An 18938-nucleotide genomic window follows, 5' to 3' on the forward strand; every position below is an offset into this window, starting at 1 on the left:
TGCCGCTTCGAACCCGTTCATGGACAGACGTTCCCCTCCTTCCCCTTTTTTGCTGAGAACGCCGACACGGCGCAACCTCCGCTGGGCGAGCGGGCTGGTGCTGATGGCCTACATCACGGCGCACCTGCTGAACCATTCGCTGGGCATCGTCTCCTTCGCCGCGGCCGAGACCGTGCTGCGCGGCGTGCAGAAGTTCTGGCACAGCCTGCCCGGCACGCTGCTGCTGTACGGCGCCGCCGTCACCCATCTCGCGCTGGCCGTGGCCGCCCTGTGGGAACGCCGCACCCTTCGCATGCCGCCGCTCGAGGCCCTGCGCGTGCTGCTGGGCTTTGCACTGCCGCTGCTGCTGGCCACGCACCTCACCGCCATGCGCGGCGCCTGGCTGGCCTACGGCATCGAGGGCTCGTACGTGCGCGTGGTCTGGGGCCTGTGGGACCTGGCCGGCGCGGGCGCGCAACTGAGCATGATGCTCGCCGCCTGGGCCCACGGCTGCCTCGGCCTGCACTTCGCGCTGCGCGTGCGCCCGCTCTACCGGCGCCTGTTCGCGCCGCTGCTCGCCGTGGCCGTGCTGCTGCCGGTGACCGCCGCGATCGGCTTCGTGTCGATGGGGCGCGAGTTCCAGTGGACCGGCGTGCCGCCCGTCGTGCTGCCGACACCCGAACAGGGCCACGCGCTCAACACCGCCGAGACCGACCTCAAGCTCTACTACGCCTTGGCGCTGCTGGCCCTGCTCGCAGCCTACGCGGCGCGCAGCAGCCTGGCCCGGCGCGCGCGCGGCGCCACCGTCGCGCTGCGCTACCCCGACCGCACCGTGCACGTGCCGCCCGGCTGGAGCGTGCTCGAAGCCAGCCGCTCGCACGGCATCGCGCACGTGTCGATCTGCGGCGGGCGCGCGCGCTGCTCCACCTGCCGCGTGCGCGTGGGCGGTGCGCCCGAACACATCGGCACGCCAGGCCGTGACGAGCAGCGCACGCTGGAGCGCGTGCGCGCCCCGCACGACGTGCGGCTGGCCTGCCAGCTGCGCCCGCGCGGCAGCATCGAGGTGACGCCGCTGTTCGCGCCGCTGCCGCGCGAAGGCCGGCCCGCGCCGGTCGGACGCTTCGGGCACGAGCGCGACGTGGCGATTTTGTTCGTCGACCTGCGGCGCTGGTCGGGCCTGTCGGAGCGGCAGTGGCCCTTCGACCTGGCCTACGTGCTCGACCGCTACTTCGCCATCGTGGGCGCCGCCGTGCGCGAGAGCGGCGGCGTGCCCAACCAGTTCATCGGCGACAGCGTGATGGCCATCTTCGGCCTCGAGAGCGACCTGCCCACCGCCTGCCGGCAGGCCCTGCACGCCACCCAACTCATCGGCGAACGCATGGACGCATGGAACGTCGACTTCCAGGCCCAGTTCGGCCAGCACCTGGACTTCGGCATGGGCCTGCACGCCGGGCGCGCGGCCGTCGGCGAGGTCGGCTACCTCGAGACCACCACCTTCACCGCCATCGGCGAAGTGGTCAACACCGCGAGCCGGCTGCAGGACCATTCGAAGACCGCCTCGGCGCGGCTCGTGGTCTCGCAGTTCGCTGCACAACAGGCCGGCGCCGAAGCAGCGCTGGGCCCCGTCGACACGCTGAACGTGCGCGGGCGCTCCGAACCACTGGCCGTGATGTATTCACGCGCCTGGAAAGCGGCCTGAGCATCACCTGCTGGATTCGGTGCGCAAACGCACAGCGCCTTCCGTGATGCGGTTTCACACTGCAGCTTGTGGCAACGACGACTGTCCGCCGCCCACAGACTCAAGGGAAATCTCACCATGAACAGCAAGCAACTCCTCGCCATTTCCGCCACCGCCTTCGCCCTGCTGGGCACCGTGGGCGCGGCCCACGCCGAAACGTATGAAGGCGTGCACGCCATCACCTCGGCCGCCAGCCGTGCCGACGTGCGCACCCAGGCCGTCGCCGCCGCGCGCAATGGCAACGAGTACTCGGACGCTGCCGCCGAAGGCACTGTCGCCGTGACCTCCACGCTCGACCGCCAGGCCGTGCGCGACCAGGCCGTGGCCGCTGCCCACAACCCGCTGCAAAGCCTGGACCGCCGCGCCTTCTACCGCGACGAAGTGCCCTCTGCCTACAAGAAGCCGACCGTGAGCTTCACGCGCCAGGCCGGCCTGTAATCACGACGCCACCTGCACCCGCGCCGCGCGCGGGCCTGCGGCCTCGGCGATCGTGAAGCGCACCGGCAGGAAGCGCTCGATCACTGCGCAGTTCGTGCGCGTGTGCGGTGTCACTTCGCTGCAGGTGAACGCGCCCGACTGCCCCGGTTGCCGGAACACCGCCAGCGCCAGCAGCAGCGCCAGCTGATCGGCCAAGTGCGGCCCCACGGCCGCATCTTCATGCTTCTGGAACGCGCGCACCTCCTTCACGAGGCCATGCGCCACCTGCTCCGCGCTCAGCGTCTTCTCGCCGAAGGCCGTGAACACCTCGGTGAGGTGTTCGTAGGCCAGCGTCACCAGCAGCGCATTGCCCGGGCCCTCGTTCTGGCGCGTCGGCATCGTGCGCAGTTGCTCGGCTTCCACCGACCAGCCCATCGCCGCCCCCACCGTTTCTAGTTCGCGCGCCGCCACATGGCGCGGCAAGCCGGGCGCCAGGCACTCCGCATGGCCCGCGCGCAGCTCACCACGCGACAGCAGGTCGAAGGCCTGCAGCCGCGCGCCTTCCGCCGCCGGCACGATCGTCGCGTCCACCTCGCCGCCACCGGCCGGATAGAAGCCGCAACGGCGCAGCACGAGCTGCAGGTCGCCGCCGAGGCGACGCACCAGCGGCGCGAACGCACGCTCCAGGAAGTGGAACGGCGGCGCCATCGGGTTGTGCGTGCCACCGCTCAGCCGCAGCCGGCTCACCTGGCCCGCGGGCTGCAGCAGCAGCGGCGGCAGCACCGTCTGCAGCACCAGCATGCAGCTGCCCGCACCGGCGATCGCAAAGCGGTAGTCGCCCGCGCGCACCGGCCCCGGCACGAAGCGCAGCGACTGCGAGCCCAGCTCGGCACCATCGACCTGCGCGCCGCTGATCTCCGCCGCCGCGTGCACGCACGCCAGGTGCTGGCGCATCAGGCCCGGCTTGGCCCGGCCGGCGCGGATCTTCGCGATGGCCAGCGGCCGGCCCGTGACCATCGACAGCGCGAGGCCGGTGCGCAGGATCTGGCCACCGCCTTCGCCTTGGGAGCCGTCGAGTTCGACGGCATCGAGTGCTCGTTGTTCTTCTTGTGCTTCCGTCATCGGGAAAGTCTTTCTTTCTTGTTCAGTCGCTTGTCGTTGTTCTTGTTCGAGGCGTTCCGAGCCGGCAAGCGCGACAGCGCACCGCCGTGCTGTGGATGCTGCCGAGCGCCACCTCGTACCACCACTTCTGCTGCTTGGCCGTCCACACCTCTTGCACACCACAGTCGCGGCAGGTGAACGCCTTGTCGACGTAGAAGGTGGGCAGCGGGCCGTATGTGTTGTTGTGCGCGGCCAGCAAGGCCGTGTCGGCAGCGACCATGCCTTCGGCGCGCAGCAGGCGCGCATCGGCGTGGCGCTGCTGCAATGCCACGGCACGCGCTGCGCGTTCGAGGCGGTGCGCCTTGATTTCGGCGCGGCGTTGTTTGTTGCTTTTCATTTTTCTATTTGGAGTACTCGGCTTTCCTACGCAGAGGACCCAAAGCTCTAAGCCCCAACCTTCGCGAAGCCGTAAGCGTCATCCCGTCGCGCACGAAGCTCATTCAACGCATCACCTATATCAAGGCCCATGAGTATGTTGATGTCATGCAGGCAGTAGTGCAGGCAGGTCGCCACAGACAGGAGCGTGCCACTCAGATCGAAATCGGTCGGACCGGAAACTATCTCAACGAGATTCCCCTCCGCATCCATCGGCAACCAGTCCGTCAGCGAACTAGAACTAGCATGAACAAATCCGCTATAGAGCGCGTAGAGGGAGCGATACATTTCAGCGAGACTCGCCTCTCGTGACCACTCCCAAATCTGCATTTCCCTTGCGCCAAGAGATGCGACCTCCGCGTTGACCACATCGAGTTGAGCAGCCGCGTCAACAAGCTCTTCCGGAGAGAACGATGACTTCAGGTCCGTTGTTACAGCACGGAGTGCGCGGCGTTGGAAGAAAAGATGCTCCTGCGCATAGACCTGCATCAAGTTTGGATTCATGCAGATCGCTTGAAGCTTGAACGTCGCCTCAATGCACGCTCGAGCCAAGATTTTCACCTCAGCCGAAAGGCCTGCACGGGCCAGTTCAACGCAACCTTGAGCATTGGTCTGCATCCGCTCACTGAGACCCGCCACCATGACGTGCTGGCCATTTTCAGAATCGCCTTCGAGTTCGTTCAAGGTCGAATTGAGGAGATTCAAAAAATCACAGACCAGGTCAAGTGCGACTCCGTGCTTAAGCGAAATCTCCTCCTTCGTCATGATCATCCTTTCACGCAGACAACCTGCTTGAGCGTGTAAACCACCTCCACCAGGTCCTTCTGCGCCTCCATCACCGCGTCGATGTCCTTGTAGGCCATCGGGATCTCGTCGATCACGTCGGCGTCCTTGCGGCATTCGACGCCTTCGGTCGCGGCGATCTGGTCGGCGACGGTGAAGAGCTTCTTGGCCTTCGTCCGGCTCATCTTCCGGCCCGCGCCGTGGCTGCAGCTCATGAAGCTCTCGGGGTTGCCCTTGCCGCGCACGATGTAGCTCTTGGCGCCCATGCTGCCGGGGATGATCCCCAGTTCACCGAGCTTCGCGCTCACCGCGCCCTTGCGCGTCACGAGCACGTCCTGCCCGAAGTGCGTCTCGCGGCTCACGTAGTTGTGGTGGCAGTTCACCGCTTCCACGTGCGCCTCGAAGGGCTTGGCGATGACCTTGCGCGCGGCCGCGACCACGCGCTGCATCATCACTTCGCGGTTCGCCCGTGCGAACTTCTGGGCCCAGCCCACCGCGCGCACGTAGTCGCCGAAGTACTGGGCGCCTTCCTCGAAGTACGCCAGGTCCTGATCGGGCAGGTTGCGCTGGTGCAGCTGCGCGTCCTTCTTCGCGAGTTCGATGAAGTGCGTCCCGATGGCATTGCCCACGCCGCGCGAACCCGAGTGCAGCATGAACCACACGGCGCCCGCTTCATCGAGGCACACCTCGATGAAGTGGTTGCCGGTACCCAGCGTTCCCAGGTGCTTGTGGTTGTTCGTGTTCCTGATGCGCGGGTGGTCCTCGCAGATCAGGTCGAACTCACCCACCAGCTTCGCCCAGGCGGCGTCGGTTTCGTCGGGCGGCGTTTCCCATGAACCCTTGTCGCGGCCCATGCGCTTGGGGTTGCTTCCGTGCGGCACGGCCTTCTCGATCGCCGAACGCAGCGGGCCCAGGTTGTCCGGCAGGTCGCGTGCGTTGAGCGTGGTCTTGCAGGCCATCATTCCGCAGCCGATGTCCACGCCGACGGCGGCGGGGATGATGGCCTTGAAGGTCGGGATCACCGAGCCCACGGTCGCGCCGATGCCGTAGTGCACGTCGGGCATGGCCGCGATGTGCTTGAACACGATGGGCAGGCGCGCGGCGTTCTCGAGCTGCTTCTGCGCCTCGTCTTCCACGGGCACGCCGTTCGTCCACATCTTCACGGGAACGCCGTTGGCGACTTCATGCAGTTTGTAGTTCGTCATTTTTTTCTTTCTCTTTGTCTATCTCTTATTCGGTTTCTACTTCCAAGAAGCCCATGGCCCCTTCTTGAATGCCGCGATGAGTCCTTCGTACGTGCGGAGCGGGAAATCGTGCTCCACCCAAAGTTCGCGGTACTTCACAAGCCCCAGCTCCACATAGATGCGCTCCAGGATCGCATGGATGTTGCGCACCAGGTCCACGCGTTGGAGGGTCCCGCGGTCGATCACTTCGTAGTTGTCCATGGCTGTCATTTCCCAGCTGGCCCAATCGCGGTAGCGGCGCAACTCGAAAGCCAGTTCGTCCTTCTCGCCCGTCACCACCAGGTGAACCTCGCCGGGCTCGTCCATGAAGACCGCAGAGGCCTGCTGTGCGCCCTTCACAAGGTCGAGTCCCATGCGGGCGAGGTCGCCCAACGAATCGTGCAGGTACGACACCGCGAAGGCCACGGGCCCGGCATCGGCACGAAAGCTCAACGTGGCCCAGCCGGTACCGCTCAGCACGTAGCCGATCCGTTCCTGGGTGCGATCTTCTTTCAACATATCTTCTTTCTTCTCAGCAACTTCGTTCACATGACTGGTGGACACGGCGGGATTCGAACCCGCATCAATACGGTGACCATGGTGTTTGAGTCCGATGGCCCAGTCGACGATTGGAAACGCGCGCCAGTGACAGACCCGTCATCGGAGCCAGCACCTGCATCCTCAACCTTGCTCGTCAACCGACTTGCCCGCCGTACCTGGTCTTACCCAGGCTGCCGGCAATCAAAACATTTTTGGCAGTGGCGCTCCCTTCTGTGCCTGCGTGCCCGTGTCTCTTTCTTTTCTCTACCGCTCAGGACCCGTTCGGCCGCAGCGTCACGAGTCCGTTGAGCACCTGGTCCAGGCCGCCGACCACCGAGATCTTGTCGATGCGCTCGGCCACGCGTTCCAGCGTCTCGAGTTCCTTCATGCGCAAGGCGACGGGGTTGCCCTCCATCACCTTGGCGGTGTTCAACAGCGAGCGCGTGGCCGCGGTTTCCTCGCGGCGGCGGATCACGTTGGCCTGGGCCGACTTCTCGGCCTCCACCACCTGCGCGAGGATGGTCTTCATCTCGCCCGGCAGAATGATGTCCTTCACGCCCACGCTCTCCAGCACCAGGCCTGAACCTTCGAGCCGCTCGCGCACCTGCGCCAGCACCGTCTGGTCGATGGCCGACTTGTTCTCCAGCAGGGCGTCGAGCGTCTGCTCGCCCACCGCCGCGCGCAGGCCGAACTGCAGCTCGCGGTACACATGCTCGGCCGGCTTGGGCATCTGCGCCAGGGCCTGGCGCACATCGGCAAAGCGCCACACCGCCGACAGGTTCAGCCGCAGCCCCACCTTGTCGCGGGTCAGGATTTCCTGGCCGCTCACTTCGGCGATCTGCGAGCGCAGGTCCACGCTGGTCACGGCCACCTGCCGGTTGAAGCGCCAGAAGCCGTGGTTGCCCGGCGGCAGCAGCGCCTGCATCTGGCCTTCGAGGGTCAGCACGCCGGCATGGAACTCGGGCACCTGCACCAGCAGCACGCCTTCGAGCCCCTGCACCGCACGCGGACGCAGCGCCACGCTCTGCAGCTTGGCCAGCAGCTCGGCCGGCAGGCGTGCATCGGCGGCCACGTCGATCACGTCAACGCGCTGCTCGCGCAGGCCGCGCCAGTAGAGCTTGCGGGTGGCGGGCGGCAGCACCTGCACCAGCACGCCGTCTTCATGGCGCAGGCCGACCTCGGTCTCGCCCAGCGACACCTGCACGAACTCGCGCTGCACCAGCTGCGGCTCGCGCGCCAGGAAGTAGTCGGCCAGCTCGTGGTCGAAGGCCGGCTCGGCCAGCGAGAAGCGCTCGAGCTGCACGGTGTCGAAGCCCGTGAACACGCGGTACTTGCCGGCGGCGTACAGGCCCTCGAAATCGCCGTTGCGCAGCAGCAGCACGCGTTCGTTCTTCTTGACGGTGAATTGGGTGAATCCCAGCATTTTTTCTTCCTCTCTCTTCTTCTTCGTTGCGGTTGTCGTTCGTTGTTCGTCTGCCTTGCAGATCAGGTATCGGGGCCCACGAAGGGCAGGCGGCGGGCACCGTGGTTTGCGAGGTCAGCAACGCAGCGGTCGACGGGTCGGTGCGGTGGCTGCGCCATCGCCTCCTTCTGCGTCGATGGCTGCATGCGGTTCCTTGCAGAACGCGCAATGCGCAAGCCGCCTGCACTGGCACGGTGTCGCTCGGCCGGGCCCTGCCCTGCGCCTCGCTCCGGTGTGCCGGGGCGGTGGGGCTTTCGCCCCCATCAAAGCGGCGGTGCGAACACCGCCGAAGGTTGTTTGCGGGAATCGAACCCGCCACGCCGTGTGGTTAGCACGGTGCTCCACCATGAGCAGACTGGAACAAGTCCAGTGACCAACGCAGTTCAACAGCGGCATACCGCGGACCCAAGAACAGGTCTGGCCTGCGGCACCGGGCCGCTGTGATGCGGCACCTGGGAGCGGATGAACTGCATCCGGACAGGTTCTCTATTGCAGCGAGCGTGCCAACTTGCGCGCACGCCGGCAGAAAACCGGACGACGGCGACGCAAGTCGTTGACCGGCAAGGGAAATTTCTTCTTCGCCCGGTGTGACACGGCGCCGATCCCTTGCTAGCATTCAGATAATTTCTAGAATTTCAGCTAGTCTTTTATCCATGAATCCCATCGTCGTCATCGGTTTCCTCGGCACCCAGCTCGATGCCGGCCAGGGCGCGGGCCGCTGGAACAAGTGGCGCCCCACGGTCTCGCTCGCGCAGCACGACGACATGGTGGTGGCGCGCATCGAGCTGCTGCACACGCGCAAGCACACGGCGCTGGCCGAGCTGGTGAAGGCCGACATCGCCGCCGTGTCGCCCGAGACCACGGTCAACCTCGTGCCCTTCGACCTCGAAGACCCGTGGGACTTCGGCGAGGTCTACACGCGCCTGTACGACTGGGCGCGCGCCTACCCCTTCCAGCCCGAGCGCGAGCAGTACTGGACGCACATCACCACGGGCACGCACGTGGCGCAGATCTGCATGTTCCTGCTGTCGGAATCGCGCGTGGTGCCGGGCGTGCTGGCCCAGACCTCGCCGCCGCGCAAGCAGCGCCAGGGCGACGCCGGCAAGGTCGCGCTGATCGACCTCGACCTGTCGCGCTACGACCCGATCGCGCGCCGCTTCGACGCCGACCAGCGCGACGCGGTCGCCTTCCTGAAGAGCGGCATCGCCACGCGCAACGCGCGCTTCAACGCACTCATCGACGAGATCGAGCGCGTGGCCGTGCGCTCGCGCGCGCCGATCCTGCTGGTGGGGCCGACGGGCGCGGGCAAGTCGTTCCTGGCGCGCCGCATGTTCGAGCTGAAGCAGGCGCGCCACCAGGTGACGGGGCCGTTCGTCGAAGTGAACTGCGCCACGCTGCGTGGCGACGGCGCGGCGTCCACGCTGTTCGGGCACAAGAAGGGCTCGTTCACCGGCGCGGCGAGCGACCGCGCGGGCTTGCTGCGCACCGCGCACCAGGGCGCGCTGTTTCTCGACGAGATCGGCGAGCTGGGCCTGGACGAACAGGCGATGCTGCTCAAGGCCATCGAGGAAAAGCGCTTCTTCCCCGTGGGCGCCGACAAGGAAGTGGAGAGCGACTTCCAGCTCATTGCCGGCACCCACCGCGACCTGCGTCGCGACGTGGCGCAGGGGCGCTTTCGCGAAGACCTGTTCGCGCGCATCAACCTCTGGACCTACGACCTGCCCGGCCTCGCACAGCGGCCCGAGGACATCGAGCCCAACCTCGACCACCTGCTGGCCCTGCACGCGGCCGAGAACCACCGCGTGGTGCGATTCAACGCCGAGGCGCGCACGGCCTACCTGCGCTTTGCGCAAAGCAGCGAGGCGATCTGGCGCGGCAACTTCCGCGACCTGTCGGCCAGTGTGACGCGGCTCGCGACGCTGGCCGATGGCGGGCGCATCGCCGTCGCGCTGGTCGAGGCGGAGATCGCGCGGCTGCGCTGGCTGTGGAAGCACGAGGGCACGGGTGCTTCAGTGGCGGCGGACGATGAGGTCGACCTGGAAGCCCTGCTCGGCGAAGAGACGTTCGCGGCGCTCGACCTGTTCGACCGCCTGCAGCTCGAGGCGGTGGTGCGCGTGTGCCGGCCGGCGCGCAGCTTGTCGGAGGCGGGGCGCCAGCTGTTCCAGGCCTCGCGGACGCAGCGCAGCGTGGTGAACGATGCGGACCGGCTGCGCAAGTACCTGGCCAAGATGGGGCTGGACTGGGCGCGCGTTTCAGCCGATGCGCGCCCCTGAGGGCGTGGGCTATCCTCCGCCCGATGCCCATCTCCGCATTCGCCGTGAAGGTTCCCTCGGCTGAAACCATCGCCGCAGACCTTCGCCGCCGCTTCGACCCCACCGTGGCGCTCGGCGTGCCCGCCCACATCACGCTGCTCGTGCCCTTCATGGACCCCGCACTGATCACCAACGAGGTGCTCGACCGTGCGCGGCGCGTGCTGCAACGTACGGCGTCGTTCACCTTTGTGCTCGGCAAGGTCGGGCGCTTTCCCGAGACCGCCTACCTGGCACCGGAGCCCGCGGCGCCGTTCATCGAGATGACGCGTGCGCTGGTGAAGGAGTTTCCCGAGTTCCCGCCGTACGACGGCCTGCATGACGACATCATTCCGCATCTGTCGGTGGCGCATGGCAACGCGCAGCATGCGGAAGAAGCGGCCATCGAGTTGCAGGCGCGGCTGCTTGCGTCGGGACCGGTGCAGGCGCGCTGCACGGAGGTCGTGCTCATCGAGAACGCGTCGGGGCGCTGGATGGACATGCATGTCTTCCCCCTCACCGACCCCGCGACGATCCTTCGCCCATGACCGAGATCTACATCAGCACCGACGTCGAAACCGACGGCCCCATTCCCGGCCCGCACTCGATGCTCAGCTTCGGCTCGGCCGCCTATACGGCCGACAAGCAACTGGTGTCCACCTTCAGCGCCAACCTGCACACGCTGCCCGGCGCCGAGGCCGACCCGAAGACGGCTGCCTGGTGGCAGACCCAGCCCGAGGCCTGGGCCGCGTGCCGCACCGACCTGCAGGACCCGACGCACGCCATGAAGAACTACGTCGCGTGGCTCAAGGGACTGAAGGCGCGACCGGTGTTCGTGGCGTACCCGGCGGGCTTCGACTTCCTGTTCGTCTACTGGTACCTGATGCGCTTCGCCGGCGAGAGCCCGTTCAGCCATTCGGCGCTCGACATGAAGAGCTTCGCGATGGCCCTGCTGAAGATCGGCTACCGCGACAGTACCAAGCGCGCGATGCCGCGCCGCTGGTTCGACGCCGGGCTGCCGCACACGCACGTGGCGCTGGACGACGCCATCGAGCAAGGCGCCCTCTTTTGCAACATGCTCGCCGAAAGCCGGCGGGCCGGCGGACCGCAGGCATGACCACCACCGCACCTGCTCGCCGCTGGTGGATGTCGCTCGCCGCCCTGCCCCTCTTCCTGCTCGGCGGCTGCGTGCAGTCGATGTTCTATTACCCCGACCGCGTCCGCTACGAAACGCCCGACGCGCTGGGCCTGCGCTACGAAAACGTGCGCTTCACCAGCGCCGACGGCACGCGCCTGAGCGGCTGGTTCATTCCCGCCGCAGACCGAGCCGACCCGAAGGCGGCCAAGGGCACCGTGGTGCACTTCCACGGCAACGCGCAGAACATGAGCAGCCACTGGCGCTTCGTGGCGTGGCTGCCCGCGCAGGACTACAACGTCTTCGTGTTCGACTACCGCGGCTATGGCGAATCGGACGGCGAGCCCGAACCCCGCGGCGTGTTCGAGGATTCGAACGCCGCGCTCGACCATGTGCGCGCCCGCGCGGATGTCGATGCGTCACGGCTGTTCGTCTTCGGGCAGAGCCTGGGCGGAACGAACGCGATCGCGGCCGTGGGCTCGGGCAACCGGGCCGGCGTGAAGGCGGTGGCGATCGAGTCGACCTTCTACTCGTACCGTTCGATCGCCAACGACAAGCTGCCGGGCGCCGGCCTGCTGGTGCGCGACGATTACGCGGCCTCGAAGTTCGTCGCGGCCATCGCACCGATTCCGCTGCTGCTGATCCATGGCACGGCCGACGCGGTGATTCCGCACGGCCACTCGCAGCGCCTGCTGGCCGATGCGAAAGAACCCAAGCAGCTGATCGAGGTGCCGGGCGCCGGCCACCTCGAGCCGATGGCCGCGCCGCGCTTTGGCGCCACCTACCGGCAAGCCCTCACCACCTTCTTCGACAGCGCTCCGGCGCTGCCTGCCCGCCCATGAAACACTTCGACGAAGCCGCCACCGCCGCACCCCTGGGTTTCGAGCAGCTGGTGCCCGCGCTGCGCGCCGCCTTCGCGGCCGAGGCGCAGGTGCCGCCGCGCCACGTGCACAGCATCGAGACCAGCGGCGACGCGGCCACGCGCGGCACGGTGCTGATCATGCCGGCGTGGAGCGACGCGGGCTTCCTGGGCATCAAGACGATCAACATCTTTCCGGGCAACGGCGCGCGCGGCCTGCCGGGGCTGCACGCGACCTACGTGCTGTACGACGCGCGCACCGGCGTGCCGCTGGCGATGATGGACGGCAACGAGATCACGGCCCGCCGCACGGCGGCCGCCTCGGCGCTGGGCGCCTCGTTCCTGGCCCGCGCCGACGCGCGCAAGCTGCTGGTGCTCGGCACCGGCCGCATCGCGCGCATGCTGCCCGCCGCGCACGCGAGCGTGCGCCCCATCGACGAGGTGTGGGTGTGGAACCACCGGCCCGAGGGCTCCGAGGCGCTGGCCGAGCAATGGCGTGCCGAAGGATGGAATGCACAAGCGGCCGGCACCGACCTCGAAGCGGCCGTGCGCAATGCCGACATCGTGAGCTGCGCCACGCTGGCGACCACGCCGCTGGTGCGCGGCGAATGGCTCGCGCCGGGCGCGCACCTGGACCTGATCGGCAGCTTCACGCCCGCGATGCGCGAAGCCGATGTGCACTGTTTCGATGGCACGCGCACCTTCATCGACACGCCCGAGGCGCTGCAGAAGGCCGGCGACCTGCTCGATGCGATCGCGGCCGGCACGCTGCGCGCCGACACGGTGCAAGGCACGCTCGCCGAGCTGTGCCGCGGCACGCGACCCGGGCGCACGGGCGATGCCGAGCGCACGGTGTTCAAGGCCGTGGGCAGCGCGCTCGAAGACCTGAGCGCGGCCACGCTGGTGTGGCAGGCCCGCGCAAACCCCTGAGGTCCGCGCCGCCCATCGCCAGCGTCAGAACGTCACGTTCGCCGACAGCCAGATCGTGCGTCCGGCCGGCGTGGTGCCCGCCACCGACGCGCCACCCTGGAAGTACTCGTTGACCCAGGCCGAGGTGCCCGCCAGGTTCACCTGCTGGAACTTGCGGAAGTCCTTGTTGAACAGGTTGTTGATGTTGGCGTTCAGGCGCACGTTCTTCGACACCTGGTAGGAGCCGCCCAGGTGGAACAGGTGGTAGGCCTTGATGTCGCCCACCGCGCGGTAGATCGCCAGGTTGTTGCCCGTGAGCCGCGCCGGATCGCCGGTGAAGCGCGGGCTCTTGCCGCGGTATTCGCCGCGCAGCCAGAAGCGCCACTTGGCGTCGGGGTTCCAGTCGAGCTGCGCGTGCAGCAGGTGGCGCGCGGTGTCGGCCAGCTTGCCGTTCTTCACGCCGCCCTCGATCACTTCGCTGTCGGTCCAGGTGTAGCCCGCCTTCAGGCCCCAGGCCTTGGTCAGCTGCACGCGGCTGCTCAGCTCCATGCCCCAGGTCTTGGCCTGGTCGACGTTGACCGAGTAGTTCGCGGTGGGGTCGACCACGCAACTGGAGATGCGCGCCACGCTGCAGTCGCCGCCGCTGGCGATCTTGTCCTTCACCTTGTTGTGGAACAGGGTCGCCGAGGCGGTCAGGCCCTTCTGGTTGTTGAACAGCGCCGACAGCTCGGTGCTGGTGCTGGTCTCGGGCTTGAGGTTCGGGTTGCCGATGTTGAGCGTCGCGCCCTGGCCGCTCACGCCGCTGATGCCGTCGATCAGCTGGTTCAGGCGCGGCGCGCGAAAGCCCTTGCTGACGCCGCCCTTGAAGGTCCACTGCGGCGTGGCGTCCCAGACCAGGTAGCCGCGCGGGCTCACGTGGCCGCCGAAGGCGCTGTGGTGGTCGTAGCGCCCGCCCAGCGTGGCGGTGAGGCCGGGCGCGAGGCGCCATTCGTCTTCGGCGAACAGCGCCCACATGGTCTGGCTCTGCGAACGCGGCAGTAGGCCGTCGACCAGCTTGGCGTCCCACCACTGGCCGCCGACGGTGAGCACGTGGGCATCGCCCACGGGCGCGACGAGCTTGCTGTCGAGCACGAGGTTGGTGGTCTTGAGTTCGCGTTCGCGGCCACGGTCGGCTTCGTTCAGCCAGTACACGGTGCGGCGGGCCGCGGCATTGCGCGGAATGGCGCCGCCGGGAATCGTGCGGCCGACGGTCTCGGTGGTGGTGTGCATCAGGCTGCTTTCCACCGTGCCGAAGCCCAGGCGCCCGGTGTGGCCGATGGCGACCTGGTCGCGGTTGAAGCGCAGCGCGTCCAGGTAGCCCGGCGGGTTGTTGCCGGTGCGGTTGGGCGCGGCGGCGTCGCGCGTGCCCAGCCGGCCGTCTTCGTTGTCGTACCAGCTGCGGCCCGATTCGACGTCGAGCCAGATGTCGTGCTGGCGGTTGGGCGTGAGCATCAGGCGCCCGCCCACGCTGTGCTGGCGGCTTTCGGCGGGCGCCGGGTTGCGGGCCGTCGCGGGCTGCGCCTGGCCAGGGGCCAGCACCCAGTCGGCGGCTTCGCGGCGGTAGATGTTGCCGCGCAGGGTCAGGCCCAGCAGGTCGGTGGCCACGGGGCCGCTGAGGTAGACGCTGGAGCGCGTCTGCGAACCCCACTCGCTGTCCTGCGGGATGCCGGTTTCCATCGTGACCTGGCCGCCCCATTCGCGCGCCACCTTGCGCGTGATGATGTTGACCACGCCGCCCATGGCGTCGGAGCCATACAGCGTCGACATCGGGCCGCGGATGACCTCGATGCGCTCGATGGCCGCCAGCGGCGGCATGAAGCTGGTGTGCGCGGCGCCGAAGCCGTTGGGCGTCACATCGCCGGCCACGTTCTGGCGGCGGCCGTCGATGAGGATCAGCGTGTAGTCGCTGGGCATGCCGCGGATCGAGATGTCCAGGCCCCCGGTCTTGCCGGTGGCGCCGCCCACGTCGATGCCTTCGACGTTCTGCAGCGCCTCGGCCAGGTCGCGGAACTGGCGCGTTTCCAGCTCCTGGCGCGTGATCACCGAAATGGACGCGGGCGCGTCCTTGAGTTCCTGCTCGAAGCCGGTCGCGCTGACGACGACCTCGCGCAGTTGTTGTTCAGCGGGCGTCTGGGCGAACAGGGCGGGAGAAAAAAGAGATGCGGCGGCCAGCGCCAGCACCGACGGACGCGGCCGACGGCCGCAACGCGAAAACAACATGCAAAAACTCCACGGGAAACGGCAGGAAAAACAGGGCCGCTCTCGGGATGCGTTGTTGTTGCGTACCAACTGATCAGCATCAATTCTATTGAGAATGAAAACAAATATTATTTGCATCCAGAACCATCGAAGGGACATTGCGAGAGGCCGATGGCGCTTCGTGTAGGCCCTGCTTCCGGCCACCCAGACAAACCCCATGTCAGCCGAAAGTTCATCTTGAATTCGGGGGCGGATACGTCATCTGGCGAATGGCAGCCCGCGAAGGGCGCTGTTACTCTGGAACAAGAAAAAAGAGAGGTCCGCCATGCTCACCATCCTTCAGAAAGCCGTGATCCTCGGGAAGGCCGGCGTCGATGTCCCGGCCCGTCCGGTCGACGACCTGTCGACGCCGATGGCCACCGGCTCGCCGGTCAAGGCGGAAGGCGTGTCGCAGAAGGCGCACGAATGGGCGCGGGCCGTTGAGACCCTGTACGTCAGCTACGTTGCGGCGCGCGCCGCGAAGAGCCTGCGCGACGCCGAAGAGGCGCGGCAGTCGGCCATGCTGCGGCAACTGTCGGCCGCGGTGCAGGCCTGAGCACCATGGGACTGTTCGATTTCCTGAAGAAGAAAAAGCAGCCGGAAGTGGACATGCCGTCGACGCTCGAGGCCGGCATGGCCTCGCAGGCGGAAGACTTCATAGGCGCCTTCTCGCAACCCGGCGCGCCCATCGACAGCGCGGCGCTCGACTACTCCGAAGCCTCGCTGGTCCTGGTCGACCAGGTGCTCGAAGACTTCTTCCAGCAGCAGGCGCCCTTGCCCGACGACCTGCACTTCCTGGCGTCGGCCTATGTGTTCGAAACCGCACGCCGCGAGTTCGGCGGACGCTACCTGCGCGGCGACGACGACAACCCCTTCGTCCTCGTGATCGGACCCGACAGCGCACAGGTCGGCGTCTGCGCGATGGCCAAGGTGCGCGGGCGCGCCGTCAACGGGCCGGAAGACAGCCTGGCGTTCTTCTACGCCGGCATCGCGCCCGTGGTGCAGCGCGGCGTGAGCGCCACGCTGGTCTGACACAGCGGCAGCAGCGGGCGCCTCACAGCCCGCTGCCGCCCCCTGCCACCTCCCCTTCAATCGAATTGCGTGGCAACCTGCCGCTGGGTGCCCAACCCTTCGATGCCCAGCGTGACGACATCGCCGCGCTTCAGGTAGACCGGCGGCTTGAACCCCATGCCCACGCCGGGCGGAGTTCCGGTGGAAATGATGTCCCCCGGGCGCAGGCTCATGAACTGCGAGAGGTAGGCAATCAGGTAACGCACGCCGTAGACCATGGTGGCCGTGGAGCCGCACTGGCGCCGCACGCCGTTGACCTCGAGCCACATGTCCAGTTGCTGCGGGTCGGGCACTTCATCGGGTGTCACGAGCCAGGGCCCGATCGGTCCGAAGGTGTCGGCCGACTTGCCCTTGGTCCACTGGCCCTGGCGTTCGCTTTGAAAGGCGCGTTCCGACACGTCGTTGATCAGGCAGTAGCCCGCGACGTGGTCCATCGCATCCGCTTCGCTGACGTACTTCGCGGTCTTGCCGATCACCACGCCCAGCTCCACCTCCCAATCGGTCTTGGTGGAACCACGCGGAATCTCCAGCACGTCGTTCGGTCCGCCGATCGCCGAGGTGGCCTTCAAAAAAACGATGGGCTCGGGCGGCACCGTGGCGCCCGTCTCGGCCGCGTGGTCCGAGTAGTTGAGCCCGATGCAGATGAACTTGCCCGAGCCGGCCACGCAGGCGCCGATCCGCGGGGAGCCGTCCACCAGCGGGAGGCTCTGCGGGTCCAGCGCGGCGAGGCGCGCCAGGCCGGAAGGCAGCAGCACCTCGTGTGCGATGTCGTTCACGTGCATGGAGAGGTCGCGCAAGCGGCCTTCTGCGTCGAGCATCGCCGGCTTTTCCTGGCCGACGGCCCCGTAACGCAACAGCTTCATTCGTCATTCCTTGGTGGTTGGTTGGCTGGCTATCTGGCGGCGCTGCCGCGTGCCTTGCCGAGCTCGGAGAACAGTTCCTGGGTCAGTGCCGGATCGATCTGTTTGACATGCTTGTCCGTGACCGGCGCGAGCTTCTCGCGCAGGCGCTCGCGCTCGGCGGCGGGGAATTCGGTCAACACCATGCCCTGGCCCTTCAGGAACTCGGCGGCCCTGGCGTTGACGTCGCGGTTGGCGGCGCGCTGGAAGGGCTGCGTCTCCCGGGCCGCATCGAGAAGGATCTTGCGTTCGTCGTCCGACAGCTGCTCCCACCGCTTCTTGCTGAACAGCAGCACGACAGGGTTGAACACATGCCGCGTGTTGGAGCCGTACTTCTGGATCTCGTAGTACTTCGAGGCTTCCACCAGCGAGTACGGATTTTCCTGGCCGTCCACGGCCTTCTGCTCCAGCGCGGTGTAGACCTCGGGCAGCGGCAGCGGCGACGGGTTGGCGCCCAGCGCGCGGAAGGCATCGATCATCACGGGGATCTGCATCACGCGCAGCTTCAGGCCCTGCAGGTCTTCCATCTTCGCCACCGGCCGCCGGCTGTTGGTGACGTTGCGAAAGCCGTGCTCGAAGTACGTGAGGCCGATCAACCCCTTCTCGGGCAGCTTGTCCAGCAGCTTGCGGCCGACCGGACCATCGAGCACGAAGTCGGCTTCCTTCTCGTTGTTGAACAGGAACGGCAGGTCGAACAGCGAGAACTCCCGGGCCATACCCGACAGCAAACCCGGGATCGCCATCGTCATTTCCACCGTGCCGCCCTGCAGCGAGGCGATGACCGAGGCATCGCCGCCGAGCACGCCCGAAGGAAAGAGCTTCACCTTCATCTTGCCGCCGCTCTTCTTCTCGACGATCTCCGAGAAGCGCTGCGCCCCCATGCCCTGCGGATGCTCCTTCTGGTTCACGAAGGCGAACTTGAAGGTGCGCTCCTGGATGTTCTGCGCAGCGGCGAGGCCGGCCGCCAGGAACGCGCTCAGGACGAGGCAGGTGGCGGCCAGGCGATGCGGCAATTTCTTGGGCATGGGCATCTCGGTGAGAAGGTGTGGCGACCCGCGCGCGATCAGACCGCGACGCGTTCGAACTGGACGCTGCGGCAGTCCATCTCGTACTCGAGATCGACCACGGGCGGGCGGTTGTAGTGCCAGGTCAGCCCGTGCCGCGCCGCACCGCGCTTGACGATCTCGTCGGCGATGAAGGGGTGGATGTCGTGCACCGTGTACAGCTGCGAGCCCGTGGTGCTGGCCCAGGTGAAGCCCAGCGATGCCAGGCGGCGCTCCATTTCGTCGAGCACCCACTGCGCCTTCTTCAGGATGGCGGGCGGCGAGGTGTCGCCCAGGCGCACGGCATGGTCGCGGTAGTGCCCCTTGCCTTCCGGCGCTTCGGCGCTGCCGGCCACCACGAACGATGCCGCCGCCTCGGCGTCGGGCACGGTGTAGCTGAAGGCATGGAACGAGGGCTCCGACGGCGGCGACAGCGCGGGGCACACGTTGCTTCGCGCCACCGGATTCAGGTCGCCGATGAAGATCCCCCACTCCTTCAACGTGCCCACGTAGAGGTTGTTGAACTCGACGAAGCCCTGTTCGGTGAACGGTGCCGGGGACCGCAGTTCGCACGCGCAGAAGGCGGCCAGCGGACGCGAGGCCTCCTCCAGGATTTCCTTGATGCGACGAAAACCCTGCTTCAGGGGCAGGGGCTCCAGGAAGCGCACGCGCTCGATGCGAAACCCAGGTTCGGCGGCCACGCCAGCCGAGTACTGCTGGACGCCCGGAATGAACCGATAGCCGCCTGGGAGGGAGAGTTGGAGTGCCGACACGTGATT

At 67.3% G+C, this 18938-nt stretch carries 19 protein-coding genes; 9 read left to right on the forward strand and 10 right to left on the reverse strand.

Going from position 1 to position 18938, the window contains the following annotated elements:
* The first annotated feature begins 19 nt into the window (after positions 1-19).
* Together ACAM42_RS27840 and ACAM42_RS27845 are read left to right on the forward strand one after the other, a co-directional pair.
* Positions 20-1678 carry an adenylate/guanylate cyclase domain-containing protein gene (locus ACAM42_RS27840; protein WP_369630080.1) on the forward strand — a complete coding sequence of 553 codons (1659 nt, stop codon included), beginning with the start codon at positions 20-22 and terminating at the stop codon, positions 1676-1678.
* Positions 1679-1795: 117 nt separating this feature from the next.
* Positions 1796-2155: an alpha/beta hydrolase gene (locus tag ACAM42_RS27845; RefSeq protein WP_369630081.1), complete on the forward strand. Its 360-nt coding sequence runs from the start codon at positions 1796-1798 to the stop codon at positions 2153-2155.
* On the opposite strand, the gene rtcA is transcribed toward ACAM42_RS27845, so the two are convergent.
* From rtcA to ACAM42_RS27875, 6 genes are all read right to left on the reverse strand, one after another.
* A complete protein-coding gene (gene rtcA, locus ACAM42_RS27850) occupies positions 2156-3256 on the reverse strand; it encodes an RNA 3'-terminal phosphate cyclase (RefSeq protein ID WP_369630082.1) in 1101 nt (366 codons plus the stop codon). It abuts the gene before it with no gap.
* Between the two features lie 22 nt (positions 3257-3278).
* Positions 3279-3632 carry a zinc-ribbon domain-containing protein gene (locus ACAM42_RS27855; protein ID WP_369630083.1) on the reverse strand — a complete coding sequence of 118 codons (354 nt, stop codon included), beginning with the start codon at positions 3630-3632 and terminating at the stop codon, positions 3279-3281.
* Between the two features lie 47 nt (positions 3633-3679).
* Entirely contained in the window at positions 3680-4435 is a 756-nt protein-coding gene (locus ACAM42_RS27860) for a DUF5677 domain-containing protein (protein WP_369630084.1), read from the reverse strand.
* A gap of 2 nt (positions 4436-4437) precedes the next feature.
* Positions 4438-5658 carry an RtcB family protein gene (locus ACAM42_RS27865; protein ID WP_369630085.1) on the reverse strand — a complete coding sequence of 407 codons (1221 nt, stop codon included), beginning with the start codon at positions 5656-5658 and terminating at the stop codon, positions 4438-4440.
* A gap of 36 nt (positions 5659-5694) precedes the next feature.
* Positions 5695-6240 carry a hypothetical protein gene (locus ACAM42_RS27870; protein ID WP_369630086.1) on the reverse strand — a complete coding sequence of 182 codons (546 nt, stop codon included), beginning with the start codon at positions 6238-6240 and terminating at the stop codon, positions 5695-5697.
* A 247-nt stretch (positions 6241-6487) separates the two neighbouring features.
* Positions 6488-7639: a slipin family protein gene (locus ACAM42_RS27875; RefSeq protein ID WP_095950994.1), complete on the reverse strand. Its 1152-nt coding sequence runs from the start codon at positions 7637-7639 to the stop codon at positions 6488-6490.
* Between the two features lie 692 nt (positions 7640-8331).
* Between ACAM42_RS27875 and rtcR the strand changes: the two genes are divergently transcribed.
* The 5 genes from rtcR to ACAM42_RS27900 are packed head-to-tail and all read left to right on the forward strand — an operon-like array spanning position 8332 to position 12890.
* The gene (gene rtcR, locus ACAM42_RS27880; RefSeq protein WP_369630087.1) at positions 8332-9951 is read left to right on the forward strand and encodes an RNA repair transcriptional activator RtcR; all 1620 of its coding nucleotides are present in this window, start codon (positions 8332-8334) and stop codon (positions 9949-9951) included.
* A gap of 23 nt (positions 9952-9974) precedes the next feature.
* Positions 9975-10514: a 2'-5' RNA ligase family protein gene (locus ACAM42_RS27885; protein WP_369630088.1), complete on the forward strand. Its 540-nt coding sequence runs from the start codon at positions 9975-9977 to the stop codon at positions 10512-10514.
* Entirely contained in the window at positions 10511-11083 is a 573-nt protein-coding gene (locus ACAM42_RS27890; protein ID WP_159272961.1) for an exonuclease, read from the forward strand. The genes ACAM42_RS27885 and ACAM42_RS27890 overlap by 4 nt, the downstream gene beginning before the upstream one ends.
* Positions 11080-11943 carry an alpha/beta hydrolase gene (locus ACAM42_RS27895; RefSeq protein ID WP_369630089.1) on the forward strand — a complete coding sequence of 288 codons (864 nt, stop codon included), beginning with the start codon at positions 11080-11082 and terminating at the stop codon, positions 11941-11943. Before ACAM42_RS27890 ends, ACAM42_RS27895 begins: the two co-directional genes overlap by 4 nt.
* Positions 11940-12890 carry an ornithine cyclodeaminase family protein gene (locus tag ACAM42_RS27900; RefSeq protein WP_369630090.1) on the forward strand — a complete coding sequence of 317 codons (951 nt, stop codon included), beginning with the start codon at positions 11940-11942 and terminating at the stop codon, positions 12888-12890. Before ACAM42_RS27895 ends, ACAM42_RS27900 begins: the two co-directional genes overlap by 4 nt.
* Positions 12891-12914: 24 nt before the next feature.
* Here ACAM42_RS27900 and ACAM42_RS27905 read toward each other — a convergent pair whose 3' ends face one another.
* Positions 12915-15128, reverse strand: a complete 2214-nt coding sequence (locus tag ACAM42_RS27905; RefSeq protein WP_369630091.1) for a TonB-dependent receptor — start codon at positions 15126-15128, stop codon at positions 12915-12917.
* Between the two features lie 304 nt (positions 15129-15432).
* Here ACAM42_RS27905 and ACAM42_RS27910 point away from each other — a divergent pair, with 304 nt between their 5' ends.
* The gene (locus ACAM42_RS27910) at positions 15433-15702 is read left to right on the forward strand and encodes a hypothetical protein (RefSeq protein ID WP_369630092.1); all 270 of its coding nucleotides are present in this window, start codon (positions 15433-15435) and stop codon (positions 15700-15702) included.
* A gap of 5 nt (positions 15703-15707) precedes the next feature.
* A complete protein-coding gene (locus ACAM42_RS27915) occupies positions 15708-16178 on the forward strand; it encodes a hypothetical protein (RefSeq protein ID WP_062479847.1) in 471 nt (156 codons plus the stop codon).
* 56 nt (positions 16179-16234) lie between these two features.
* Here the strand turns inward: ACAM42_RS27915 and ACAM42_RS27920 are convergent, their stop codons facing one another.
* From ACAM42_RS27920 to ACAM42_RS27930, 3 genes are read right to left on the reverse strand one after another with little or no spacing between them, the layout of a single operon-like run.
* Entirely contained in the window at positions 16235-17080 is an 846-nt protein-coding gene (locus tag ACAM42_RS27920; protein ID WP_369630093.1) for a fumarylacetoacetate hydrolase family protein, read from the reverse strand.
* 29 nt (positions 17081-17109) lie between these two features.
* Complete coding sequence (locus tag ACAM42_RS27925) at positions 17110-18141, reverse strand: TRAP transporter substrate-binding protein (protein ID WP_159272954.1); 1032 nt, start codon at positions 18139-18141, stop codon at positions 17110-17112.
* Between the two features lie 38 nt (positions 18142-18179).
* Positions 18180-18932, reverse strand: coding sequence for a hypothetical protein (locus ACAM42_RS27930; RefSeq protein WP_062479841.1), 753 nt, complete (start codon positions 18930-18932; stop codon positions 18180-18182).
* Positions 18933-18938: the final 6 nt, after the last annotated feature.

The organism is Variovorax sp. V35 (assembly GCF_041154465.1).
GTDB lineage: Bacteria > Pseudomonadota > Gammaproteobacteria > Burkholderiales > Burkholderiaceae_C > Variovorax > Variovorax boronicumulans.